Genomic DNA, 21,551 nt, shown 5'->3' on the forward strand with positions numbered 1-21,551 from the left:
GGGGGACCGCGTCAGTCGCGAGCGGGCTCGACCCGTTCCGTCCAGAGGCGGTCGAGCTGCTCGGCCAGCTCTGCCTGCGTCCCGCTGTTGTCGAGGACGACGTCCGCGACCGCCCGTCGCTGCTCGTCGGTCGCCTGCGCCGCGATCCGGGCACGTGCGTCGGCCTCGGTGAGGCCGCGCTCGATCAGCCGCGCCACCCGGGTCTCCACATCGGTCTCCACCACCAGTACCAAGTCGTAGGAGCCGGCCTGACCGGTCTCCACGAGCAGGGGCACGTCGTTGACGACGACGGCATCGGCCGGGGCTGCCGCGATCAGCTCGGCCGAGCGCTGCCGGACCAGCGGGTGCACCAGCGCGTCGAGCCGTCGCCGGGCGCCCGCATCGGCGAAGACCACCGCGGCCAGCGCCGCCCGGTCCAGCGAGCCGTCGGCGGCGAGCACGCCGTCGCCGAACTCGGCCGCGACCGCGGCGAGCCCCGGGGTGCCGGGTTCGAGCACCGCGCGCGCGATCCGGTCGGCGTCCACGACGAGGGCGCCCCGGTCAGCCAGCAGCCTGGACACCGTGCTCTTGCCCGAGCCGATCCCACCGGTCAGTCCGATCCTCAGCATGCACGGACAGTAGCGACCACTCGGCACGGACATCACGGAGAGGTAACACGGACCCATCCCGCCCGGCGCGTCGCAGGAGTCACACGCGCACCACGGCTAACGTCTGCCCCGGCGATCTTCCCCGCCCAGAGAGGCAGACCGAGAACATGACCCGTCACACGCCCGCCGCATCCCCGTCGTCCCGCGCCGCCGGCCGGCACCGGCTCGGCTCTGCCACGGGCGTGCGCTGCGCCGACATCCCCGCGGTCCGCGAGCGGATGCAGTTCCAGCGGCCCGCCGTCGCCCACCGCAGCTCGCTGCTGCGCTGGATGTTCCAGACGCCGACCACCGGTCGCCACACGTGGAGCTTCCTGGCCGGCTCGGGCGGCCGCCCCCGCACGGCGTTCGCCATCATCCTCAGCCTCTGAGCCGAGCGCCCGTCGCGCCATGACGTCGTCGCGACGGGCACTGCAGCCGGGTCGGCCCCCCTCCCCGCAGCTGGGCGCCTCGCGTCCGCGGGCTCGGACGGGCGCCGCTCCCGCCCCGGTGCTCCGCATCCCGCGGCGCGGCTGCTGAACACCTGACGGAACGGGCCCGTGGACCTCGTCCACGGGCCCTTCGCCGTGCCTGCTCCTCCGGCAGCGGTACGCCGCCGGTCGTCGACCCCCGGGAACGCCAGAGGCCCAGGACCGGATCGGTCCTGGGCCTCCGACGTGCGAAGCGAGCGGGTCAGACCCTCAGGTCACTCCCCGCCGGCCAGCTTGGCGCGGAGCGCGGCGAGCGCCTCGTCGCTGGCCAGCGTGCCGCCGGTGCTGGCCGGGGCGTCCGGGCCGGCAGCGTCGTCGCTGGAGTAGCTGCCGCCGGCCGCCGCCTCGGCGTCGGCCTCCTTGGCGGCCGCGATCTGCTTGCGGTGCGCCTCGAAGCGGGCCTGGGCCTCGGCGTACTGCCGCTCCCACGTCTCGCGGGCCTCGTCGTAGCCCTCGAGCCACTCGCCGGTCTCCGGGTCGAAGCCCTCGGGGTAGATGTAGTTGCCCTGCTCGTCGTAGGACGCGGCCATGCCGTAGGCGGCCGGGTCGAACTGCTCCTCGTCGCCGACGACGCCCTCGTTGGCCTGCTTGAGCGACAGCGAGATGCGGCGGCGGTCCAGGTCGATGTCGATGACCTTGACCAGGATCTCGTCGCCGACCTGCACGACCTGCTCCGGGATCTCCACGTGGCGCTCGGCCAGCTCGGAGATGTGCACCAGGCCCTCGATGCCCTCGTCGACGCGCACGAACGCACCGAAGGGGACCAGCTTGGTGACCTTGCCGGGGACGACCTGCCCGATCTGGTGCGTGCGAGCGAACTGACGCCACGGGTCCTCCTGCGTCGCCTTCAGCGACAGGGAGACCCGCTCGCGGTCCAGGTCGACGTCGAGGACCTCGACGGTGACCTCCTGGCCCACCTCGACGACCTCGGACGGGTGGTCGATGTGCTTCCAGGACAGCTCGGAGACGTGCACCAGGCCGTCGACGCCACCCAGATCCACGAACGCACCGAAGTTGACGATCGAGGAGACGACACCCGACCGCACCTGGCCCTTGGCGAGCTTGTTGAGGAACTCGCTGCGCACCTCGGACTGCGTCTGCTCCAGCCACTGGCGGCGGGAGAGGACCACGTTGTTGCGGTTCTTGTCCAGCTCGATGATCTTCGCCTCGAGCTCGCGGCCCACGTAGGGCTGCAGGTCGCGGACGCGACGCATCTCGACCAGCGACGCCGGGAGGAACCCGCGCAGGCCGATGTCCAGGATGAGACCACCCTTGACGACCTCGATGACGGTGCCGGTGACGACCTCGTCGGCTTCCTTCTTGGCCTCGATCGTGCCCCAGGCGCGCTCGTACTGCGCGCGCTTCTTGGAGAGGATCAGCCGCCCTTCCTTGTCCTCCTTCTGGAGGACCAGGGCTTCCACCTCGTCGCCGACGGAGACGACCTCGTTGGGGTCGACGTCGTGCTTGATGGACAGCTCGCGCGAGGGGATGACGCCCTCGGTCTTGTAGCCGATGTCCAGCAGCACCTCGTCCCGGTCCACCTTGACGATGACGCCCTCGACGATGTCGCCATCGTTGAAGTACTTGATCGTCTGGTCGATCGCCGCGAGGAAGTCCTCGGCGGTACCGATGTCGTTGATGGCGACCTGGGGAGTGCTGGAAGGACGGACCTGAGTGGAGGTCATGTGGTTGGTTGCTCCGGACGGTTTATGCGTAGGGACAGGACGACCCGCGGCCGTCGGACCGCGGGGAGGTGCAGCGGGGAGAACCGGCGCGGGCATTCCCGGAGGGGAAGGGCACGACAGACCTCTGGCGCCTCTCCATCGTACGGACGCCGGGCGCGTCCGGTCCACCTGGGTGGGACCGGTCATCCCCGGCCGGCGGCGTGTCACGATCGGCGTGTCATGAGCGCACCAGTCCCCGGCCCGGCCCTCCCCCTCGGCAGCGACGGCTACCCGGCCGCCGGCGGGGTGGCCCGTCGCTCCGCGGGCGCCGAGGAGTCGGTGCGCGCCAACCGGCGCTGGTGGGACGCGGCCGCGCCGGCCTACCTGGCCGAGCACGGTCGCGACCTCGGGGACGCCGACTTCCTGTGGTGCCCGGAGGGGCTGCGGGAGGCCGACGCCCACCTGCTGGGTGACGTCGCCGGACGGCGGGTGCTGGAGATCGGCTGCGGCTCCGCTCCGTGCGCCCGCTGGCTGCGCACCGCGGGCGCCGACGTCGTGGCGCTGGACCTCTCCGCCGGGATGCTCGCCCGTGCCGCGGAGCTCAACCGGTCCACCGGCATCGCCGTCCCGCTCCTGCAGGCCGACGCCGGCGCGCTGCCCCTGGCCGACGCCAGCGTCGACCTGGCCTGCTCGGCGTTCGGCGGGCTGCCCTTCGTCGCCGACGTCGAGGGCGCCCTGCGCGAGGTCGCCCGGGTGCTGCGGCCCGGTGGCCGGTTCGTCGCCTCGGTCAACCACCCGATGCGCTGGCCGTTCCCCGACTCCCCCGACCCCGAGGACCTGCGGATCGTCTCCTCGTACTTCGACCGCACGCCGTACGTGGAGACCGACGCCGCCGGCGGGACGGTCTACGTCGAGCACCACCGCACGGTCGGAGACTGGGTGCGGGCCGTCGTCGGCGCCGGGCTGGTGCTGGAGGACCTGCTCGAGCCGGAGTGGACGCCGGGCCGCACGGAGCACTGGGGCCAGTGGTCACCCGAGCGCGGCGCCCTCGTCCCCGGCACCCTCGTCCTCGTCTGCCGGCGCTGAGGGAGCCGCGCTCAGCGGCCGGCCACGGGCGGCGAACCGTGCCGGACCCACACCTCGTGCGCGCCGGCCGTGATCGCCGCCGTCAGGGGCACGAAGAGCAGCGCCCCGGGGATGCCCCACAGCAGGCCGCCGGCGGTGACCGCGACCAGCACCGTCGCCGCGTTGATCGGCAGCCGGTTCTTCATCACGTACGGCTCGATGACGTCGTTGCCGATCTGCTGCACGACCACGACCAGGCCCAGCACAAGCGCGGCCGTGCCGAGGCCGTCCGAGGCGTACGCGACGACCACCGCCGCGAGGCCGGCGACCACGGCGCCGATCGTCGGGATGTAGGACGCCAGGAACTGCATCGCGGCCAGCGTGAGAGCCAGCGGGATCCCGAGCAGGACGAGACCGATGCCGATGCCCAGCGCGTCGAACGCCGCGACGATCGTGAGCCCGCGTACGTAGCCGCCCACCGTCGTCCACGCGGCCCGGCCCGCCGCGTCGACGTCCTCCCGCACCCGGCCGCCGAACTTGCCGAGCAGCCAGCGCCACATGTCCGGGCCGCTCACGAGGAAGAGGAAGGCCAGGGCGAAGGAGAGGAAGGCGGCGACCAGCACCTCGGCGACGGTCTGCGCCGGCCCGAGGAGCTGGCCGGCGCCCTGCCCGCCGCCGGGGCCGCCGGATCCGGACGACGAGCCGGTCCCCGGCAGCTGGACGCCGAAGGTCCCGGAGAGCTCGGAGGCGGCCGACCGGAGCTGGTCGAGCAGCTGGGGCAGCTGTCCGGCGATCCGGACGCCGAGCCCGACAGCGGCCCCGGCCAGCACGCCGAGGATCAGCAGGACCGCGCCGCCGGCGGCCAGCCACCGGGGCACGCCCTTCCGGCCGGCCCACCCCACCCCGGGCGCGACCACACCGGCGATCAGCAAGCCGACGAGTACGGCGACCAGCAGGGCGGTCACCTTCACGGCGAATCCGGCCAGCAGCCAGACCAGGACGACGAGGACCAGCAACCGCCCACCCACCGCAGCGGTACGCACCAGCCAGTCGGGTGCCTGCGGGGTCGGCCGGTCGGGACGTGGCTCAGCAGTCACCTGAGGGGTGTTGACCACCGGTACCGCACTGACACATGCGCTGGGGTCTCCCTGACCCTCGACAAGAGGGTGAGGGTCAGTGGGCGGCGGCGTCCCAGCTGGCCCCGACGCCGACCGAGACCTCCAGCGGGACCGACAGCTGCGCGGCGCCCGCCATCTCGCGGCGGACCAGCGTCTCCAGGGCATCCTGCTCCCCCGGGGCGACCTCGAGCACCAGTTCGTCGTGCACCTGGAGGAGCATGCGCGACGCCAGGCCCTCGGCGGCGATCGCCTTCTCGACGTTGAGCATCGCCACCTTGATGACGTCGGCCGCCGACCCCTGGATGGGGGCGTTGAGCGCCATCCGCTCGGCCATCTGCCGGCGCTGCCCGTTGTCGCTGGTGAGGTCCGGCAGGTAGCGCCGCCGGCCCAGCGTGGTCTCGGTGTAGCCGGTCTGGCGGGCGTCGTCCACGACGCCGTCCAGGTAGTCGCGGATGCCGCCGAAGCGCTCGAAGTAGGCGTGCATCTGCTCGCGCGCCTCCTCGACGGAGATGCGCAGCTGACCGGACAGCCCGTAGGCGGAGAGCCCGTAGGCCAGCCCGTAGCTCATCGCCTTGATCCGCCGGCGCATCTCGGGGTCGACCTCGGAGATCGGGATGTCGAAGGCCCGGGACGCGACGAAGGAGTGCAGGTCCTCCCCCGACGTGAACGCCTCGATCAGGCCCTCGTCGCCGGAGAGGTGCGCCATGATCCGCATCTCGATCTGGCTGTAGTCCGCCGTCATCAGCGACTCGTAGCCGGCCCCGACCACGAACGCCTGGCGGATGCGCCGGCCCTCCGCGGTCCGGATGGGGATGTTCTGCAGGTTCGGGTCGGTGGACGACAGCCGGCCGGTGGCGGCGATCGTCTGCTGGAAGGTCGTGTGGATGCGGCCGGCGTCGTCGACCATCGGGATCAGCCCGTCGATGACCGTGCGCAGCCGCGTGACGTCGCGGTGGCGCATCAGGTGCTCGAGGAACGGGTGCCCGGTCTGCGCCAAGAGGTTCGTCAGAGCGTCGGCGTCGGTGGTGTACCCGGTCTTGTTCTTCTTCGTCTTGGGCAGGCCCAGCTCGTCGAAGAGCACGATCTGCAGCTGCTTGGGCGACCCGAGATTCACCTCGCGCCCGATCACCGCGTAGCACTCCGCCGCCGCCGCGGCGACGCCGTCGGCGAACTCCCGCTGCAGCTCGCGCAGGAAGTCCAGGTCCGCGGCGATGCCGCGGTACTCCATGGCGCCCAGCACCCGGGTCAGCGGCAGCTCGATCTCGCCGAGCAGGTGGGCGCCCCCGCGCTGGCCGAGGACGGTGTCCAGCGCCTCGGAGAGGTCGTTGACCGCGACGGCCTTGAGCACGTCGGCGTGCGCCGCCTCGCGGGCGACGTCCTCCTCGCTGGGCCCCAGCCCGTCGAGGGTGAGCTGCCCCTCGGGCTCGGCGGCGTCCTTCAGCTCGCGCCGGAGGTAGCGGACGGCGAGGTCGCCCAGGTCGAACGACCGCTGCCCCGGCAGCGCCAGGTAGGCGGCCAGCGCCGTGTCGCTGACGATCCCCTCCAGCTCCCAGCCCCGGGCCCAGATCGCCAGCAGCGGGCCCTTCACCTCGTGCACGACCTTCGCCGCCGCCGGGTCGGCGAGCCAGGCGGCCAGCGCCTGCTCGTCGGCGACGTCGAGATCGGGGCCCACGTCGACGAACGTGGCGTGCCCGTCGCCGGCCGCGAGCGCGATGCCGGTGAGCTCACCGGTGCCGCGGCCCCACGTGCCGCGGAGGATGACGCCGGTGCTCCCGGTGCGGGCGTGCGCCTGCAGCCAGTCACCCAGCCCGCCTGCCGGTACCTCGTCGGCCTGGACGTCGAAGCCGCCCTCGACCTCCGGCTCGGCGCTGGTGAGGGTGGCGAAGAGGCGGTCGCGCAGCACGCGGAACTGCAGGTTGTCGAAGAGCGTGTGCACCTCGTTGCGGTCCCACGACTGGACGGCGAGGTCCTGCGGCCCCACGGCGAGGGCGACCGCGCGGTCGAGCTCGGTCAGCCGCCGGTTCTGCAGCACCGAGGACAGGTGCTCGCGCAGCTTCTCGCCGACCTTGCCCTTCACGGTGTCGACCTGGTCGACGAGCGCGTCGAGCGAGCCGTACTCCCGCACCCACTTGGCGGCGGTCTTCTCCCCCACGCTCGGGATGCTCGGCAGGTTGTCGCTCGGGTCGCCCCGCAGCGCGGCGAAGTCGGGGTACTGCCGCGGCGTCAGCCCGTACTTGGTCTCGACCTCCTCCGGGGTGAACCGGGTCATGTCCGAGACGCCCTTGCGCGGGTAGAGGACGGTGACGTGCTCGCCGACAAGCTGGAGCGCGTCGCGGTCGCCGGTGGCGATCAGCACGTCCATGCCCTGCTCGACCGCCTGCACGGTGAGGGTGGCGATGACGTCGTCGGCCTCGTAGCCCTCCGCCGTGATGACCGGGACCCGCAGGGCCCCCAGCACCTCCTGCACGAGGCTGACCTGGCCGCGGAAGTCGGTCGGGCTCTCGGCCCGGTTCGCCTTGTACTCGGCGTAGATCTCGCTGCGGAAGGTCTTCCGGCCGACGTCGAAGGCCACGGCGAGGTGGGTCGGCTGCTCGTCGCGCAGGATGTTGATCAGCATCGACGTGAAGCCGTAGACGGCGTTGGTGGGCTGCCCCGTGGTCGTCGAGAAGTTCTCGACCGGCAGCGCGAAGAAGGCGCGGTAGGCGAGGGAGTGCCCGTCGAGCAGGAGCAGCCGCGGGCGCGGCCCCGTGCTGGTGGGGTCGGCGGACGGCGGGGCGCTGGGGGTACTCACCGGAGCGGACATCGCCGTCGATCCTAGGGCCGCTGACCGACACGACGGCGGGGGCGACCGCGCGGCTACGGTGCCTGCGTGAGCACCCCTCCCCCGGCCTGGCTCCCCGAGGGCATGAGCAGCCCTCTCGACGACAAGCTCGGTGTGCGGATCACCGACTACGACCCCGACCGGATGGTCGCCACGATGCCGGTCGCCGGCAACGAGCAGCCGTTCGGGCTGCTGCACGGCGGCGCCACCTGCGCCCTCGTCGAGACGATCGGCTCGGTCGCCGCGGCGCTGGGGGCCGGGCCGGACAGGCAGGTGGTGGGCATCGAGCTCAACGCCAGCTACCTGCGGGCGGCGACCTCCGGTTCCGTGACCGCCGTCTGCACCCCCGTGCGCCGCGGTCGCACCCTGTCGACCTTCCTCATCGAGGTCACCGACGACCAGGGGCGGCCGACCGCCACCGCGCGGCTGACCTGCATGACCCTCGCGGCGTCGGCGAAGGCCTGACCTCGGCGTCCGGCGCGCTCGTCCGTGGAGACGACCGCCGAACACGCCGCTGAACTGGGGTTATCACGTGGACATACCATTCGACCCCGCTGAGTCACCGCTGCGGCGTGTCGCGGAAAGGTCACAGGTCATGGCGCGGAGACGGCGAAGACATCCGGCCGGGTTAGGGTCCGTCCTCAACTCATCCGCCGAGGAGGTCGAGTGACGCACCCGACGGACCGTGTCCGCCGGCACGGTCGACGAAGCAGCCCCGCACCCGCGGGGGCTCGGAAGCCCGCCGGTGGACCACCACGCAGAGGTGTGATCGCTCTGCGGTTGCTGCTGGTCGCCCTCTTCACGGCCGGTCTCGCCGCACTGTCCCCCGGCGTCGCCTCGGCCGAGGGCGGGGCCGAGCAGGTCTCCGGCACCTTGCGGACCAGCCTCAGCGGCCCCATCGAGGGGGTCGAGGTCGTCGTCACCACGCCGGACGGCGACGAGGTGGGCACGGCCGAGACCGACGAGAACGGCCGCTTCGTCGTCGACCTGCCGGGCCCCGGCGAGTACACGGTGACGGTCCCGGAGGACTCCCTCCCCGAGGGGGTGGAGTTCAACTCCGGCAACAGCCGCACGGTCACCGTGGACCCCGGCCGCAACCAGGGCGTCATCATCGGTCTGGACGACGGCAGCCGGAACGCGGGCGGAGGCACGATCCGCTGGGTCGAGCTGCTGGTGTCCGGCCTCCGGTTCGGTCTCCTGATCGCCATGGCTGCCATCGGACTGTCGCTCATCTTCGGCACGACGGGGCTGGTCAACTTCGCGCACGGCGAGCTGGTGACCATCGGCGCGATCGTGGCGTGGTTCATCAACGTGGGAGGCGGCGTACCGCTGATCGCCGCCGCGCTCCTGGCGATGCTGGTCGGCGCCGGGATCGGCGCGCTGAACGAGGTGGGTCTGTGGCGGCCGCTGCGTGGCCGGGGCACCGGCCTGGTGGCCGCGCTCGTGATCTCGATCGCCCTGTCGCTGCTGCTGCGGTACCTCTACCAGGTCGTCTACGGCGGCCGCTCCAACGCCTACGCCGACTACCGCGGCCAGCGCACCGTCGACTACGGCGCCTTCTCGATGACCAACAAGGACCTCACGTCGATGGTCGTGGCCTTGGTGGTCCTCGTCCTCGTCGCCGTCATGCTGCAGCGGACCACCATCGGCAAGGCCATGCGGGCCGTCTCGGACAACCGTGATCTCGCCGCCTCCTCCGGCATCGACGTCAACCGGGTGATCCTGGTGGTGTGGATGGTCGGTGGGGCGCTCGCCGCTCTGGGCGGTGTGCTCCTGGGCCTCTCCGACGAGGTCCAGTGGGACATGGGCTTCCGGCTGCTGCTGCTCATGTTCGCCGGCGTGACCCTGGGCGGCCTCGGAACCGCCTACGGCGCGCTCGTCGGCAGCATCGTGGTCGGCGTCTTCGTGCAGATGTCCACGCTCGTCATCCCCAACGACATGAAGTACGTGGGCGGTCTGCTGCTCCTGATCGTCATCCTCATCGTGCGGCCGCAGGGCATCCTCGGCAGCCGGGCCCGGATTGGTTGAGCCATGGCTGAACTCCTCGACGCACTCGCCGTCGCACTCAAGGCCGGGATCGGCTTCCAGGCCGTCTTCTTCGCGCTGCTGGCCATCGGGCTCAACATCCAGTTCGCCTACACGGGCCTGCTGAACTTCGGCCAGATCGCCTTCGCCATGCTCGGCGGCTACGGCATCGCGATCTCCGTGGCGCAGTGGGGGCTCCCCTTCTGGGTGGGCGTGCTCATCGGCATCGCCGCCGCCGTGCTGCTCGCCCTGCTGCTGGGCATCCCGACGCTGCGACTGCGCGCCGACTACCTGGCCATCGCCACCATCGCCGCGGCCGAGGGGCTCCGGCTGACCTTCCGGTCGGTGTCGGCGACGCCGATCACCGCCGGCACCCGGGGGCTGTCCGGGTTCAGCGACCCGTTCGTGGCACTCGCGCCCTGGGACACCGCGCGGCGCTACAGCCTCCTGGGCACCCGCTGGAGCGGCGCCGACCTGTGGGTCACCCTGGTCGGCTGGATCCTCGTCGCGCTCGCCTGCCTGCTCGTCTGGCTGCTCGTCCGCAGCCCCTGGGGCCGGGTGGTGAAGTCGATCCGCGAGGACGAGGACGCCGTGCGTGCCCTGGGCAAGAACGTCTACGTCTACAAGATGCAGGCGCTCGTGCTCGGTGGCGTGCTCGGCGCGCTGGGCGGCATGGTCTACGCGGTCGGCACCGCGTCGGCGACCCCGGACCAGTACCAGAACGCCAACACCTTCCTGGCCTACGCGGCGCTGATCCTCGGTGGTGCCGCCCGGGTGCTCGGACCGGTGATCGGCGCGATGCTCCTGTACTTCATCATCCAGTTCGCGGACACCGGTCTGCGTACCTTGATCGGCAACGGGGTCATCCCGGAGGACCTGCTGTCCGCGACCGACGTCGCGCAGATCCGATTCATGATCATCGGACTCGGGCTGATCCTGCTGCTGATCTTCCGCCCGCAGGGCATCTTCGGGGACCGACGAGAGGTGATGCTCGATGCCCGCTGAACCGACACCCACCGGGGCGCACGCCTCGTCCACGACCGGCGCGGGCGGGCCACCGCGGCGACTGGCCCAGGCCGCGCTGCGGGACCTCCCCTGGGAGATCGGCGTCGCCAAGCCGGACCCCGCCATCGTGGTGGACGGCGTGGTCCGGACGTTCGGCGGCCTCACGGCCGTCTCGGTCGACCACCTGGAGATCCAGCGGGGCGGCATCACCGGGCTCATCGGGCCGAACGGTGCCGGCAAGACGACGTTGTTCAACCTGCTCACCGGGTTCGACCAGCCCGACGGCGGTAGCTGGTCGTTCGACGGCCGCCCCCTCGGGAAGCTGTCGCCGCACCAGGTCGCCCGGCTCGGGGTGGTCCGCACCTTCCAGCTGACCAAGGCGCTGTCCCGGCTCACCGTGCTGCAGAACATGCTGCTCGGCGCCCAGGGGCAGCGGGGTGAGGGCTTCTTCCGAGCCCTGGTCCCCGGGATCTGGCGGGCGCAGGAGGAAGCCAACACCGAGAAGGCCATGGACCTGCTGCGCCGGTTCAAGCTGGACGCCAAGAAGGACGACTTCGCCGGCACCCTCTCGGGTGGCCAGCGCAAGCTGCTCGAGATGGCGCGCGCGCTGATGAGCGACCCCAAGGTGGTCATGCTCGACGAGCCGATGGCCGGGGTGAACCCCGCCCTGACGCAGAGCCTGCTCGGGCACGTCAAGGATCTCCGCGAGCAGGGGATGACCGTCGTCTTCGTCGAGCACGACATGGACGTCGTCCGCGACATCAGCGACTGGGTGGTGGTCATGGCCGCCGGCAAGGTGATCGCCGAGGGCCCACCCGAGTCGATCAGCCAGAACAAGGCGGTGGTCGACGCCTACCTCGGTGCGCACCACGACGCCCCGCTGACCATCGAGGACGAGGACCGCGTCCTCGCGGAGGCCGAGGCGACGATCGCCCACGGCGAGCAGACCGACGACGTCTCCCGGGCCGGTCGCCGGACCAAGAAGAGGACCGACCGATGACCATCGACCCGAGCCAGGGCAAGGATCCGCGGGAGAGCACCGCCCCGGAGTACGAGTTCGACCGGCCGGTCGACCAGGGGGACGGAGCGCAGGCCGCCGGGCGCGGTCCGACGCGCGCCGACGTCTCCGGTGGCGACCTCTCACCCGCCGAGCAGGCGGCCACCCGGGAGGAGCACGTCCGGCTGGCCGGCGATGCGCTGATCCGCGCCGACGAGCTGGTCGCCGGCTACCTCCCAGGCGTCAACATCCTCAACGAGTGCGACTTCTACCTCAACGAGGGGGAGCTCGTCGGCATCATCGGCCCCAACGGTGCCGGGAAGTCCACGTTGCTCAAGGCGCTGTTCGGGCTCATCCCGGTGCGGTCGGGCTCGGTGACGCTGCGAGGGGAGAACATCACCTCGGCGCCCGCGCACCGGCTGGTGTCACTGGGTGTGGGCTACGTGCCGCAGAACAACAACGTGTTCCCCTCGCTGACCATCGAGGAGAACATGCAGATGGGTGCCTACCTGCGCCCGAAGTCGTTCAGGGAGCGCTTCGACTACGTCGTCGACCTGTTCCCGCTGCTGGGTGAGCGACGCAAGGGCAAGGCAGGTTCCCTGTCCGGCGGCGAGCGCCAGATGGTCGCGATGGGCCGGGCGCTGATGATGGACCCCTCGGTCCTCCTGCTCGACGAGCCCTCGGCCGGCCTCTCCCCCGTCTACCAGGACGAGGTGTTCATCCGCTGCCGGCGGATCAACGCCACCGGCGTGTCGATCATCATGGTCGAGCAGAACGCGCGCCGCTGTCTGCAGATCTGCGACCGCGGCTACGTGCTCGACCAGGGCCGGAACGCCTACACGGCGACCGGCGAATCACTCATGCACGATCCCAAGGTGATCGAGCTGTACCTGGGCACGCTGGCCAAGGCCCACTGACCGGTCCACCCGCGCGCGGCCCCTCCGGCGCCGTTCCCCACGACGGGGGCGGCGCCGGACCCGTCTTCCGGGCGTACAGCCGGCCCGCCGGCACCCCGCTCCGGCCGGCACCCCGCTCCGGCCGGCACCCTGCGCACCCGCCGGAGCCACCGCGCCCGCCGGCACGGCTCTGGCCCCGAGCAGGGCCACCCCGGCACGGTGGCCATCGACGGGGCGGACAGGAGCCTCCCGGACGACCCGCCGTGCCCCGACCGTGCGACGCCGGCACGCGGCTGCCGGACCGGCGCGCAGCCGCGCGGTCGCAGGGAGCCGGTGCCTCGCCTCCGCGAGACGGGCACGGCCGCATGCGCTGCCGCCGACCCCGGACAGCGCAGTGGCCCGGCACCTCTGGGGTGCCGGGCCACTGCGACCGGTCAGCCGTCCCGTGTCACCGTGGTGACGCGGGCGACTGGGGCGACCTCAGTCGCGCGCCGGGCCGATGCCCTCGGCGTTGAGGCCCTCGATGATGCGTGCCGACTCCTCGAAGCCGATGACCACGATGGCGTCGGGGTTGAACTCCACCATCTGCTGGATCTCGGAGTCGAAGTTCGCCGCCTGCGGGTCGTAGGTCAGCGTCTGGATGCTGTCCTCCGACAGGCCCGCGGAGATCAGGTTCTCCCTCGTGTTCTCCATGAGGCCGGTGCCGTACGGGTCGTTCAGCGCCATGATCCCGACGGTGTTGTTGCCGTCGTTGATGATCAGGTCGGACAGCGCCCGGGCCTGCAGCGTGTCCGGCGGAGCCGTCCGGAAGTACAGCCCGTTGTCGTTGTACGTGGTGAACTGGTCGGACGTGTTGGCCGGGGAGATCTGGACGACACCGGCCCGGGTGATCGCGTCGATGACGGTGAGGCTCACCCCGGAGGACGCCGCACCGACGATGACGTCGACGTTCTCGTTCAGGAGGCGGTTGACCGTCTGCGAGGCGGTGTCCGTGGAGGCGTCGCCCGAGTCACCCTCGACGAGCTGCACCGGCTGACCGAGCACGCCACCGGCGTCGTTGATCTCCTGGACGGCCAGCCGGGCGCCGGCGACCTCCGGGGGGCCGAGGAAGGCGAGGTTACCGGTGAGCGGCAGCAGGGTGCCGATGACCAGCGGGTCGTCGGACGTCGCGCCCGGAGCGGCCGGCGCCGGTCCCTCGTCGCTCGCCGCGTTGTCCGCGTCACCGGCGAGCTCGAACTGGGTGGCTTCGTCGTCGAGGCTGTTGTCCGGGCCGAACTCCAGGATGCCGAAACTGGCGACCGCCGGTTCACCGGGCTCGGTGAAGGCCAGCGGCCCGGAGACGCCCTCGTAATCGGGGTTGCCGCCCTCGTCGATGATCGTCTTGCACTCGGTGAAGCTGGCGCAGGCCTCGCCGCCGAAGGTCACCCCGTTGATGTAGGGAGAGAACTGCGTGGGCTCGGTGCTACCCGCCAGGAGCGAGGCCAGCGCGCTGATGATGATCGCGTCGTAGGTCTCACCCGCGTAGTTGTAGTCCTGCAGGCCGGGGTAGATGGCGTTCAGCCGGTCCCGGAAGTCGGACGACAGGTCCGTCAGCGGTGCGGTGCCCCGCATCCCCGCCAGGGCACCCTCGGTCGTGAAGGACTCGCCGAGGGCGTTGCCCATGTTGCCGTCGGTGCCGTAGACGTTGACCTGCTTCTCGCCTTCGCCGCCGCCGCCTTCGGCCGACGTGCCGCCACCCTCGTCGCCGCCACCGCAGGCGGTCAGCGCGAGCAGGGCGGCACCGGTGACGGCGATGCCGCGGGCAGTAGAGCCAGTGCGCATCAAGCAACTCCCAGTGTCATCAGTGCATCCGGCGCGGCGCGCACGAGCGCTACCGCCGACCGGACGCCGATCAGTGCGCAGAACCTAGCCGCCCCTCGGGGCGATGCACCCGGCCGCGGAACGACCGTGATGAGGTCGTGACCTCGGGGTCCGTATCGTGCAATACATCGCACGGACAGTCACCGTGATTAAACGCTGCGCAGCGACAGACGCGCTACGCCGTCCCTATGAGGCGTCCGGAGGCTGCCCCTCCGCCCGTCGCCCCGGCCCCGTGAGGAGTCAGGAAGCGGTCTCCCCGTCCGCTGCGCCGGCCGCGAGGAGCGACTCGGCGAGCGCCTTCATGCTCGTCCGCTGGTTCATCGCGGTGCGCTGGATCCACCGGAAGGCCTCGGCCTCGGTCATGCCCTGGTCGGCCATCAGCCGGCCCTTCGCCCGCTCGACGACCTTGCGGGTCTCCAGCCGCTCCTCGAGGCCCTTCACCTCGCCGTCCAGCGCGGTCATCTCGGCGAACCGGCCGCGCGCGACCTCGATCGCCGGCACCAGGTCGTTCTTCGAGAAGGGCTTCACCAGGTAGGCCATCGCCCCCGCGTCCCGCGCCCGCTCCACCAGCTCCCGCTGGCTGAAGGCGGTGAGCACGATGACCGGCGCGATCCGCGACGAGGCGATCCGCTCGGCGGCGGAGAGGCCGTCGAGCACCGGCATCTGGATGTCCAGGATGACCAGGTCGGGCCGCAGCTCCTCGGCCCGCTCGACCGCCTGCTGCCCGTCACCGACCTCGGCGACGACGCTGTACCCCTCCTCCTCGAGCATCTCCTTGAGGTCGAGGCGGATCAGTGCCTCGTCCTCGGCGATCAGGACGCGGATCGGCTCACTGGTCACGGCGCCAGAGCCTAGCGGCGTCGGAGCCGGAGCACCGCCCGGATAGGCTGCTCGGGCGACCGGGGCACCCCGGCGCGCCCCCGTACCCCAATCGGCAGAGGGAGCGGATTCAAAACCCGCGCAGTGTGCGTTCGAGTCGCACCGGGGGCACTGTGTTGATCTGTCGTCCTCCGGACGACGGACGCGGCCAAGTGCCGTTCCCCTGCTGCACTGAGCCGGTGTCCGTGCTCCCTCGGGGAGCCTCCGGCCCCCGCTCGGTAGCGCGCCTCGCGGGGCGGCTTCCGTTCCAGCGTCTTCGGCTTGCGGCTCGCCGCGCCTCGGGGACCCTCCGGGCCCCGCTCCGCCCGGCGAATACGGTGGTGCGGTGACCGAGCCTGCACCGCACATGACTCCTGAGCAGTTCCGGCGCCACGGCCACGAGGTCGTCGACTGGATCGCGGACTACTGGGCGCGGATCGGCTCCTTCCCGGTGCGCTCGCAGGTCTCCCCCGGCGACGTCCGCGCCGATCTCCCGGCTTCCGCCCCCGAACAGGGCGAGCCGTTCGCCGCCGTCCTGGCCGACCTCGACCGGGTCGTCATGCCCGGCATCACGCACTGGCAGCACCCCGGCTTCTTCGGCTACTTCCCGGCGAACACCTCGGGCCCGTCGGTGCTGGGCGACCTCGTCTCCTCGGGGCTGGGCGTGCAGGGCATGTCCTGGGTGACCAGCCCGGCCGCCACCGAGCTCGAGCAGCACGTCATGGACTGGTTCGCCGAGCTCCTGGGCCTGCCGGAGTCCTTCCGCTCCACCGGCAGCGGCGGCGGAGTCGTCCAGGACTCGAGCTCCGGTGCCAACCTGGTCGCGCTCCTCGCCGCCCTGCACCGCGCGAGCGGCGGGGCCACGGTGCGCCAGGGGGTGCAGCCCGAGCGGGCCACCGTCTACGTCTCCAGCGAGACCCACTCCTCGATGGAGAAGGCGGTGCGCATCGCCGGGCTGGGCACCGACGCCGTGCGCATCGTGGAGGTCGACGGCGACCTCGGCATGAACCCCGGCGCGCTCGCCGCCCGGCTGGAGCGCGACGTCGCCCGTGGCTACCGCCCGGTGCTGGTGTGCGCCACCGTCGGCACCACGTCCACCACCGCCGTCGACCCGCTGGCCGACATCGGGCCGATCTGCCAGGAGCACGGCGTCTGGCTGCACGTCGACGCCGCCTACGCCGGCGTGAGCGCCGTCGCGCCGGAGCTGCGCTCCCTGCAGGCCGGCGTCGAGTGGGCCGACAGCTACACCACCGATGCGCACAAGTGGCTGCTCACCGGCTTCGACGCCACCCTCTTCTGGGTCGCCGACCGCGCCGCCCTCACCGGCGCGCTGGCGATCCTCCCCGACTACCTCCGCAACGCCGCCACCGACACCGGCGCGGTGGTCGACCTCCGGGACTGGCAGATCCCGCTGGGCCGCCGGTTCCGGGCGCTCAAGCTCTGGTTCGTCGTGCGCTGGTACGGGGCCGAAGGGCTGCGGGCCCACATCCGCGAGCACGTCTCCCTGGCCCAGGAGCTGGCCGGGTGGGCAGCGGCCGACGAACGCTTCGACGTGGTGTCGCCGCACCCGCTGTCGCTGGTCTGCCTGAGGCCGCGGTGGCCCGAGGGCGTGGACGCCGACGTCGCGACCATGACCCTGCTGGACCGGCTCAACGACGGCGGCGAGGTCTTCCTCACCCACACCACCGTGCAGCGGCAGCCGGTGCTGCGGGTGGCGATCGGCTCCCCGGCGACCACGCGGGCGCACGTCGAGCGGATGTGGGCGCTGCTCGTCGAGGGCCACGACTGGCTCGCCGCCGACTTCGCCGCCCAGGCCGCCGAGCAGGCAGCCGCACGGGCCGCCGAACGCCGGCGGGCCGAGCAGGAGCGGATCGAGCGGGAGCAGGCCGCGCGCGAGCAGTCCGAGCAGTCGGAGCAGACCGAGGTCGAGCAGGACGGGGCCGAGCAGGACGAGCCCGCCGTCGCACCCGACGAGCGCCCGACCGAGGACACCGAGGGCGCCGGCGCCCCCGCCTGAACGGGGCGGAGCGGGGCCTCAGCGCTCCAGGGAGCGGATGAGGCCCTGCTGGGCCACCGTGGCGACGTGCGTGCCGTCGACGGCCCAGATCTCGCCGAAGCACAGCGCCCGGCCGGCCGAGGCCGCCGGGCTGTCGGTCTCGTAGAGGAACCACTGGTCGGCCCGGACCGGCTGGTGGAACCAGACGGCGTGGTCCAGGCTCGCCCCCACGTACCGGCCACCCCACCCGCCGCCCAGGCGGGCCAGGCCCGCGGACAGCAGGGTGAGGTCGCTGACGAAGGTCAGCGCGGCGGCGTGCACGGACGCGTCCTCGGGCAGCCGGCCGGCCACCCGCATCCAGGCGTAGGTCTTCGTGTGCGGCGGCACCTTCGGTGCCCTGGCGAAAGGGTCCTCCATCAGCCGCTGCTCGACGGCCCGGCTGATGGCCAGCGCCGCCGATGCGTGCTCGCCGTACGGCGCCACCAGTTCGGCCAGGGTGGGCAGCCCCTCCGGCGCCGGGACGTCCGGCATCGGCCGGGCGTGCTCGGCCACCGACGGCTGCGGCGCCGAGGCGTCCGCGGTCAGGGAGAAGATCGCGACGTCCTCGCCGTTGCGCCGCTGGCGGGCGACGACCCGGCGGGTGGTGAAGCTCCGCCCGTCCCGGATCCGGTCGACCGAGTAGCGGATCTCCTCGTGCGGGTCGCCGGGCCGCAGGAAGTAGGAGTGCAGCGAGTGCACCGCGCGGCCCTCGGGCAGGGTGCGGGTCGCCGCCATGAGCGCCTGGCCGGCCACCTGACCGCCGAAGATCCGCTGGAGCGGGCTGCGGGGCGTCTGCCCGACGTAGACGTCGGTGCCCCGCTGCTCCAGGTCCAGCACCGTCATGAGCGACGCTGCCTGGCTGTCGGCGGTCACCCCGCTGGCGGGCTCGCTCACGAGTCGGTCCCCACCTCGTGCACCCGGATCAGGTTGGTGGAGCCGACGGTGTTGGGCGGGCTGCCGGCGACCACGACCACCCGGTCGCCGACCTGGAGCCGGCCGATCGACAGCAGCGAGAAGTCCACCTGGGCGACCATGTCGTCGGTGTGCTCGACCGAGGGGACCAGGAACGTCTCCACGCCCCAGGAGAGCGCCAGCCGGCTGCGCACGCGGGGGTCGACGGTGAAGGCCAGCAGCGGCATCCGCGGGTGCAGCGACGCCAGCCGGCGGGTCGTCTCCCCCGTCTGCGTGAACGTGGCGAGCGCCTTCACGTCGAGCGATTCACCGATGTCCTTGGCCGCCCGCACGATGGCGCCCGAACGGGACCGCGAGCGTCGCAGGATCTCCGGCACCGGCATGTGGTCGCCCTCGACGGCGGCGATGATGCGGTCCATCGTCCGCACGGCGCCGATCGGGTAGGCACCGACCGACGTCTCCCCCGACAGCATCACCGCGTCGGTGCCGTCCAGCACGGCGTTGGCCACGTCGGAGGCCTCGGCGCGGGTCGGCCGGGAGTTGGTGATCATCGACTCGAGCATCTGGGTGGCGACGATGACCGGCTTGTTCCGCTCGCGGGCGGCCTGGATGGCGCGCTTCTGCACCAGCGGCACCTGCTCGAGGGCCAGTTCCACGCCCAGGTCGCCGCGGGCGACCATGATCCCGTCGAAGGCCTCGACGATCGCGTCGAGGTTGCGCACCGCCTCCGGCTTCTCCAGCTTGGCTATGACGGGGACGTAGATGTCCTCCTGCCGCATGATGTCGCGGACCAGGGCGACGTCCGTCGGCGAGCGCACGAAGGACAGCGCGATGAAGTCCACGCCCAGGTGCAGGGCGAAACGGAGATCGCGTTCGTCCTTGTCCGACAGCGGGGGCACGCTCACCGCGACGCCGGGCAGCGAGAGGCCCTTGTTGTTGGAGACCTGACCCCCCTCGACGACGAGGCAGAAGACGTCGGGGCCCTCGACGCCCACCACGCTGAGCGAGAGGTTGCCGTCGTCGACCAGCAGCCGGTCGCCGACGCGCACGTCGTTGGCCAGGTTCTTGTACGTGGTCGACACCCGCTCCGCGGTGCCTTCGACGTCCTCGACGGTGATGCAGATCTGGCTGCCGGTCTCCCAGCGCACCGGCCCGTCGGCGAAGGTGCCGAGCCGGATCTTGGGGCCCTGCAGGTCGGCGAGGATGGCCACCGCGTGACCGACGCGGTCGGATGCTTCGCGCACCAGCGCGTAGGCCGACGCGTGGTCCTCGTGCGACCCGTGGCTGAAGTTGAGGCGGGCCACGTCCATCCCCGACTCGACCAGGGCGGTGACCTGTTCGGCGGAGCTCGTGGCCGGACCCAGGGTGCAGACGATCTTGGCGCGGCGCGACATGGCGATAACGCTAGTGCTCCACCGAACTGAAGGCGCCCGCGGCCCACCGCCGCGTGTCGCCCGTCAGCTCTCCACGGGGAGGGTGTCGCGCCGAGTGGGGCCCGGAGGGCCCCGCGCAGGCGGGACGCCGACGCTCCTCCGGACCGGGGTACGGCCACTGGCCGCGGTGCGGTCCGGAGGAGCGCAGTGTCCTAGCGCAGCGCGGCCGCCGTCGGGGACACCGGACGGGGCAGCTGGGACTCGCCGGTCAGCCACGTGTCGGCAGCGGCGGCCGCGGCGCGGCCCTCCGCGATCGCCCACACGATGAGCGACTGGCCGCGGCCCATGTCACCGGCCACGAAGACGCCGGGCACGGTGGACATGAACGCGTCGTCACGGACCACGTTGCCGCGCCCGTCGACCTCCACGCCGAGGGAGTCGACCAGGCCCTCGCGCTGCGCCCCGGTGAAGCCCATCGCGAGGAACACCAGGTCGGCCGGGAGCTCGCGCTCGCTGCCCTCGATCTTCTGGAACCGGCCGTCGACCCGCTCGACCTCGTGGATCAGCAGCGCCCGCACGTTGCCGTGCTCGTCGCCGACGAAGCGCTCGGTGTTGACCGAGTACAGCCGCTCGCCGCCCTCCTCGTGCGCGCTGGAGACGCGCATGATCATCGGGTACGTGGGCCACGGGTTGGCGCTCATGTCCCGGCGGTCCGGCGGCGCCGGCATGATCTCCAGCTGGGCGACCGACGCCGCCCCCTGCCGGTGCGCGGTGCCGAGGCAGTCCGCCCCGGTGTCACCGCCACCGATGATCACGACGTGCTTGCCGTGCGCGTTGATCGGCGGGTCGTCGAGCTCCCCGAGCGCCTGGCGGTTGCCGTAGGGCAGGTACTCCATGGCCAGGTGGATGCCGGCCAGCTCGCGCCCGGGTGCGGGCAGGTCACGGCCGACGGTCGCGCCACCGGCCAGGACGACGGCCTCGAAGTCCGCGCGCAGCTGCTCGATCGACAGGTCGCCCTCGCCGCTGCCGCCCACGTCGACCCCGGTGACGAACCGGGTGCCCTCGGCGCGCATCTGGTCCAGCCGCCGGTCCAGGACCGACTTCTCCATCTTGAACTCGGGGATGCCGTAGCGGAGCAGCCCGCCGACCTTGTCGGCCCGCTCGTAGACGGTCACGTCGTGCCCGGCGCGGGTGAGCTGCTGGGCGGCGGCCAGCCCGGCGGGACCGGACCCGATGACGGCGACCTTCCTGCCGGACCGCTCGGCGGGGGTCTGGGGGCTGACCCAGCCCTCGTCCCACGCCCGGTCGATGATCTCCCACTCGATCTGCTTGATGGTGACCGGCGACTCCTGCAGGTTCAGCACGCAGGAGCCCTCGCACGGCGCCGGGCAGAGCTTCCCGGTGAACTCCGGGAAGTTGTTCGTCGCGTGCAGCCGCTCGATGGCGTCCTGCCAGTCGTCGCGGCGGGCCAGGTCGTTCCACTCCGGGATCAGGTTGGCCACCGGGCAGGCGTGGTGGCAGAACGGGATCCCGCAGTCCATGCAGCGGGCCGCCTGCTTGCGCACCTCCGCCGTCGGGAAGAGCGGGTCCTCGCCGTTCTGCCGCCGGGTGTAGACGTCCTTCCAGTCCATGATCCGGAGCTCGACGGGACGCCGCGGCGGGAGGCCGCGCTCGTACTTCAGGAAACCGGTCTGGTCAGCCACGAACCGTCTCCCCCTTCGCAGTCGTACCGATGATGTCGGAGCGCGTCTCAGCCACGTGCCGCCGCTGACCCCGCGCCTCGGTTCCGCCGGGGCGGTGTGAGATGG

General features: G+C 72.1%; 17 protein-coding genes and 1 tRNA gene. 9 read left to right on the forward strand and 9 right to left on the reverse strand.

Annotation, left to right across the window (positions count from 1 at the left end):
• Nucleotides 1-11: 11 nt before the first annotated feature.
• Complete coding sequence (coaE, locus tag O2W17_RS00325; protein ID WP_269190397.1) at nt 12-608, reverse strand: dephospho-CoA kinase; 597 nt, start codon at nt 606-608, stop codon at nt 12-14.
• Between the two features lie 146 nt (nt 609-754).
• Here coaE and O2W17_RS00330 point away from each other — a divergent pair, with 146 nt between their 5' ends.
• Nucleotides 755-1,015: a hypothetical protein gene (locus O2W17_RS00330; protein WP_269190398.1), complete on the forward strand. Its 261-nt coding sequence runs from the start codon at nt 755-757 to the stop codon at nt 1,013-1,015.
• A 314-nt stretch (nt 1,016-1,329) separates the two neighbouring features.
• Here O2W17_RS00330 and rpsA read toward each other — a convergent pair whose 3' ends face one another.
• Complete coding sequence (gene rpsA / locus O2W17_RS00335) at nt 1,330-2,799, reverse strand: 30S ribosomal protein S1 (RefSeq protein ID WP_269190399.1); 1,470 nt, start codon at nt 2,797-2,799, stop codon at nt 1,330-1,332.
• 219 nt (nt 2,800-3,018) lie between these two features.
• On the opposite strand from rpsA, the gene O2W17_RS00340 reads away from it, so the two are divergent.
• A complete protein-coding gene (locus O2W17_RS00340) occupies nt 3,019-3,864 on the forward strand; it encodes a class I SAM-dependent methyltransferase (protein ID WP_269190400.1) in 846 nt (281 codons plus the stop codon).
• A gap of 11 nt (nt 3,865-3,875) precedes the next feature.
• Here the strand turns inward: O2W17_RS00340 and O2W17_RS00345 are convergent, their stop codons facing one another.
• A complete protein-coding gene (locus O2W17_RS00345; RefSeq protein WP_269190401.1) occupies nt 3,876-4,940 on the reverse strand; it encodes an AI-2E family transporter in 1,065 nt (354 codons plus the stop codon).
• A 76-nt stretch (nt 4,941-5,016) separates the two neighbouring features.
• Nucleotides 5,017-7,764 carry a DNA polymerase I gene (gene polA, locus O2W17_RS00350; protein WP_269190402.1) on the reverse strand — a complete coding sequence of 916 codons (2,748 nt, stop codon included), beginning with the start codon at nt 7,762-7,764 and terminating at the stop codon, nt 5,017-5,019.
• 66 nt (nt 7,765-7,830) lie between these two features.
• Here polA and O2W17_RS00355 point away from each other — a divergent pair, with 66 nt between their 5' ends.
• The 5 genes from O2W17_RS00355 to O2W17_RS00375 all read left to right on the forward strand — a co-directional run bounded on the left by O2W17_RS00355 (nt 7,831) and on the right by O2W17_RS00375 (nt 12,726).
• Nucleotides 7,831-8,247 (forward strand): PaaI family thioesterase, encoded by a 417-nt coding sequence (locus O2W17_RS00355; RefSeq protein WP_269190403.1) that lies wholly within the window; start codon nt 7,831-7,833, stop codon nt 8,245-8,247.
• Between the two features lie 300 nt (nt 8,248-8,547).
• Nucleotides 8,548-9,810 carry a branched-chain amino acid ABC transporter permease gene (locus O2W17_RS00360; RefSeq protein ID WP_269190404.1) on the forward strand — a complete coding sequence of 421 codons (1,263 nt, stop codon included), beginning with the start codon at nt 8,548-8,550 and terminating at the stop codon, nt 9,808-9,810.
• 3 nt (nt 9,811-9,813) lie between these two features.
• Complete coding sequence (locus O2W17_RS00365; protein WP_269190405.1) at nt 9,814-10,812, forward strand: branched-chain amino acid ABC transporter permease; 999 nt, start codon at nt 9,814-9,816, stop codon at nt 10,810-10,812.
• A complete protein-coding gene (locus O2W17_RS00370; RefSeq protein ID WP_269190406.1) occupies nt 10,802-11,812 on the forward strand; it encodes an ABC transporter ATP-binding protein in 1,011 nt (336 codons plus the stop codon). Before O2W17_RS00365 ends, O2W17_RS00370 begins: the two co-directional genes overlap by 11 nt.
• Entirely contained in the window at nt 11,809-12,726 is a 918-nt protein-coding gene (locus O2W17_RS00375) for an ABC transporter ATP-binding protein (RefSeq protein ID WP_269190407.1), read from the forward strand. Before O2W17_RS00370 ends, O2W17_RS00375 begins: the two co-directional genes overlap by 4 nt.
• 459 nt (nt 12,727-13,185) lie before the next feature.
• On the opposite strand, the gene O2W17_RS00380 is transcribed toward O2W17_RS00375, so the two are convergent.
• On the reverse strand, nt 13,186-14,526 hold the full coding sequence (locus O2W17_RS00380; protein ID WP_269190408.1) for an ABC transporter substrate-binding protein: 1,341 nt from the start codon (nt 14,524-14,526) through the stop codon (nt 13,186-13,188).
• A 279-nt stretch (nt 14,527-14,805) separates the two neighbouring features.
• Nucleotides 14,806-15,405, reverse strand: a complete 600-nt coding sequence (locus O2W17_RS00385) for an ANTAR domain-containing response regulator (RefSeq protein WP_269190409.1) — start codon at nt 15,403-15,405, stop codon at nt 14,806-14,808.
• Between the two features lie 76 nt (nt 15,406-15,481).
• On the opposite strand from O2W17_RS00385, the gene O2W17_RS00390 reads away from it, so the two are divergent.
• Both O2W17_RS00390 and O2W17_RS00395 read left to right on the forward strand, forming a co-directional pair.
• Nucleotides 15,482-15,555 (forward strand) — tRNA-Leu (locus tag O2W17_RS00390).
• 214 nt (nt 15,556-15,769) lie between these two features.
• Nucleotides 15,770-17,440 carry an aminotransferase class I/II-fold pyridoxal phosphate-dependent enzyme gene (locus O2W17_RS00395; RefSeq protein WP_269190410.1) on the forward strand — a complete coding sequence of 557 codons (1,671 nt, stop codon included), beginning with the start codon at nt 15,770-15,772 and terminating at the stop codon, nt 17,438-17,440.
• Nucleotides 17,441-17,458: 18 nt separating this feature from the next.
• On the opposite strand, the gene O2W17_RS00400 is transcribed toward O2W17_RS00395, so the two are convergent.
• From O2W17_RS00400 to O2W17_RS00410, 3 genes are all read right to left on the reverse strand, one after another.
• Complete coding sequence (locus O2W17_RS00400; protein ID WP_269190411.1) at nt 17,459-18,352, reverse strand: acyl-CoA thioesterase; 894 nt, start codon at nt 18,350-18,352, stop codon at nt 17,459-17,461.
• On the reverse strand, nt 18,349-19,764 hold the full coding sequence (pyk, locus tag O2W17_RS00405; RefSeq protein ID WP_269190412.1) for a pyruvate kinase: 1,416 nt from the start codon (nt 19,762-19,764) through the stop codon (nt 18,349-18,351). Before pyk ends, O2W17_RS00400 begins: the two co-directional genes overlap by 4 nt.
• A gap of 191 nt (nt 19,765-19,955) precedes the next feature.
• Nucleotides 19,956-21,446, reverse strand: a complete 1,491-nt coding sequence (locus O2W17_RS00410) for a glutamate synthase subunit beta (RefSeq protein WP_269190413.1) — start codon at nt 21,444-21,446, stop codon at nt 19,956-19,958.
• Between the last annotated feature and the right edge of the window lie 105 nt (nt 21,447-21,551).

The organism is Blastococcus sp. VKM Ac-2987 (assembly GCF_026967805.1).
Classification (GTDB): Bacteria; Actinomycetota; Actinomycetes; order Mycobacteriales; family Geodermatophilaceae; genus Blastococcus.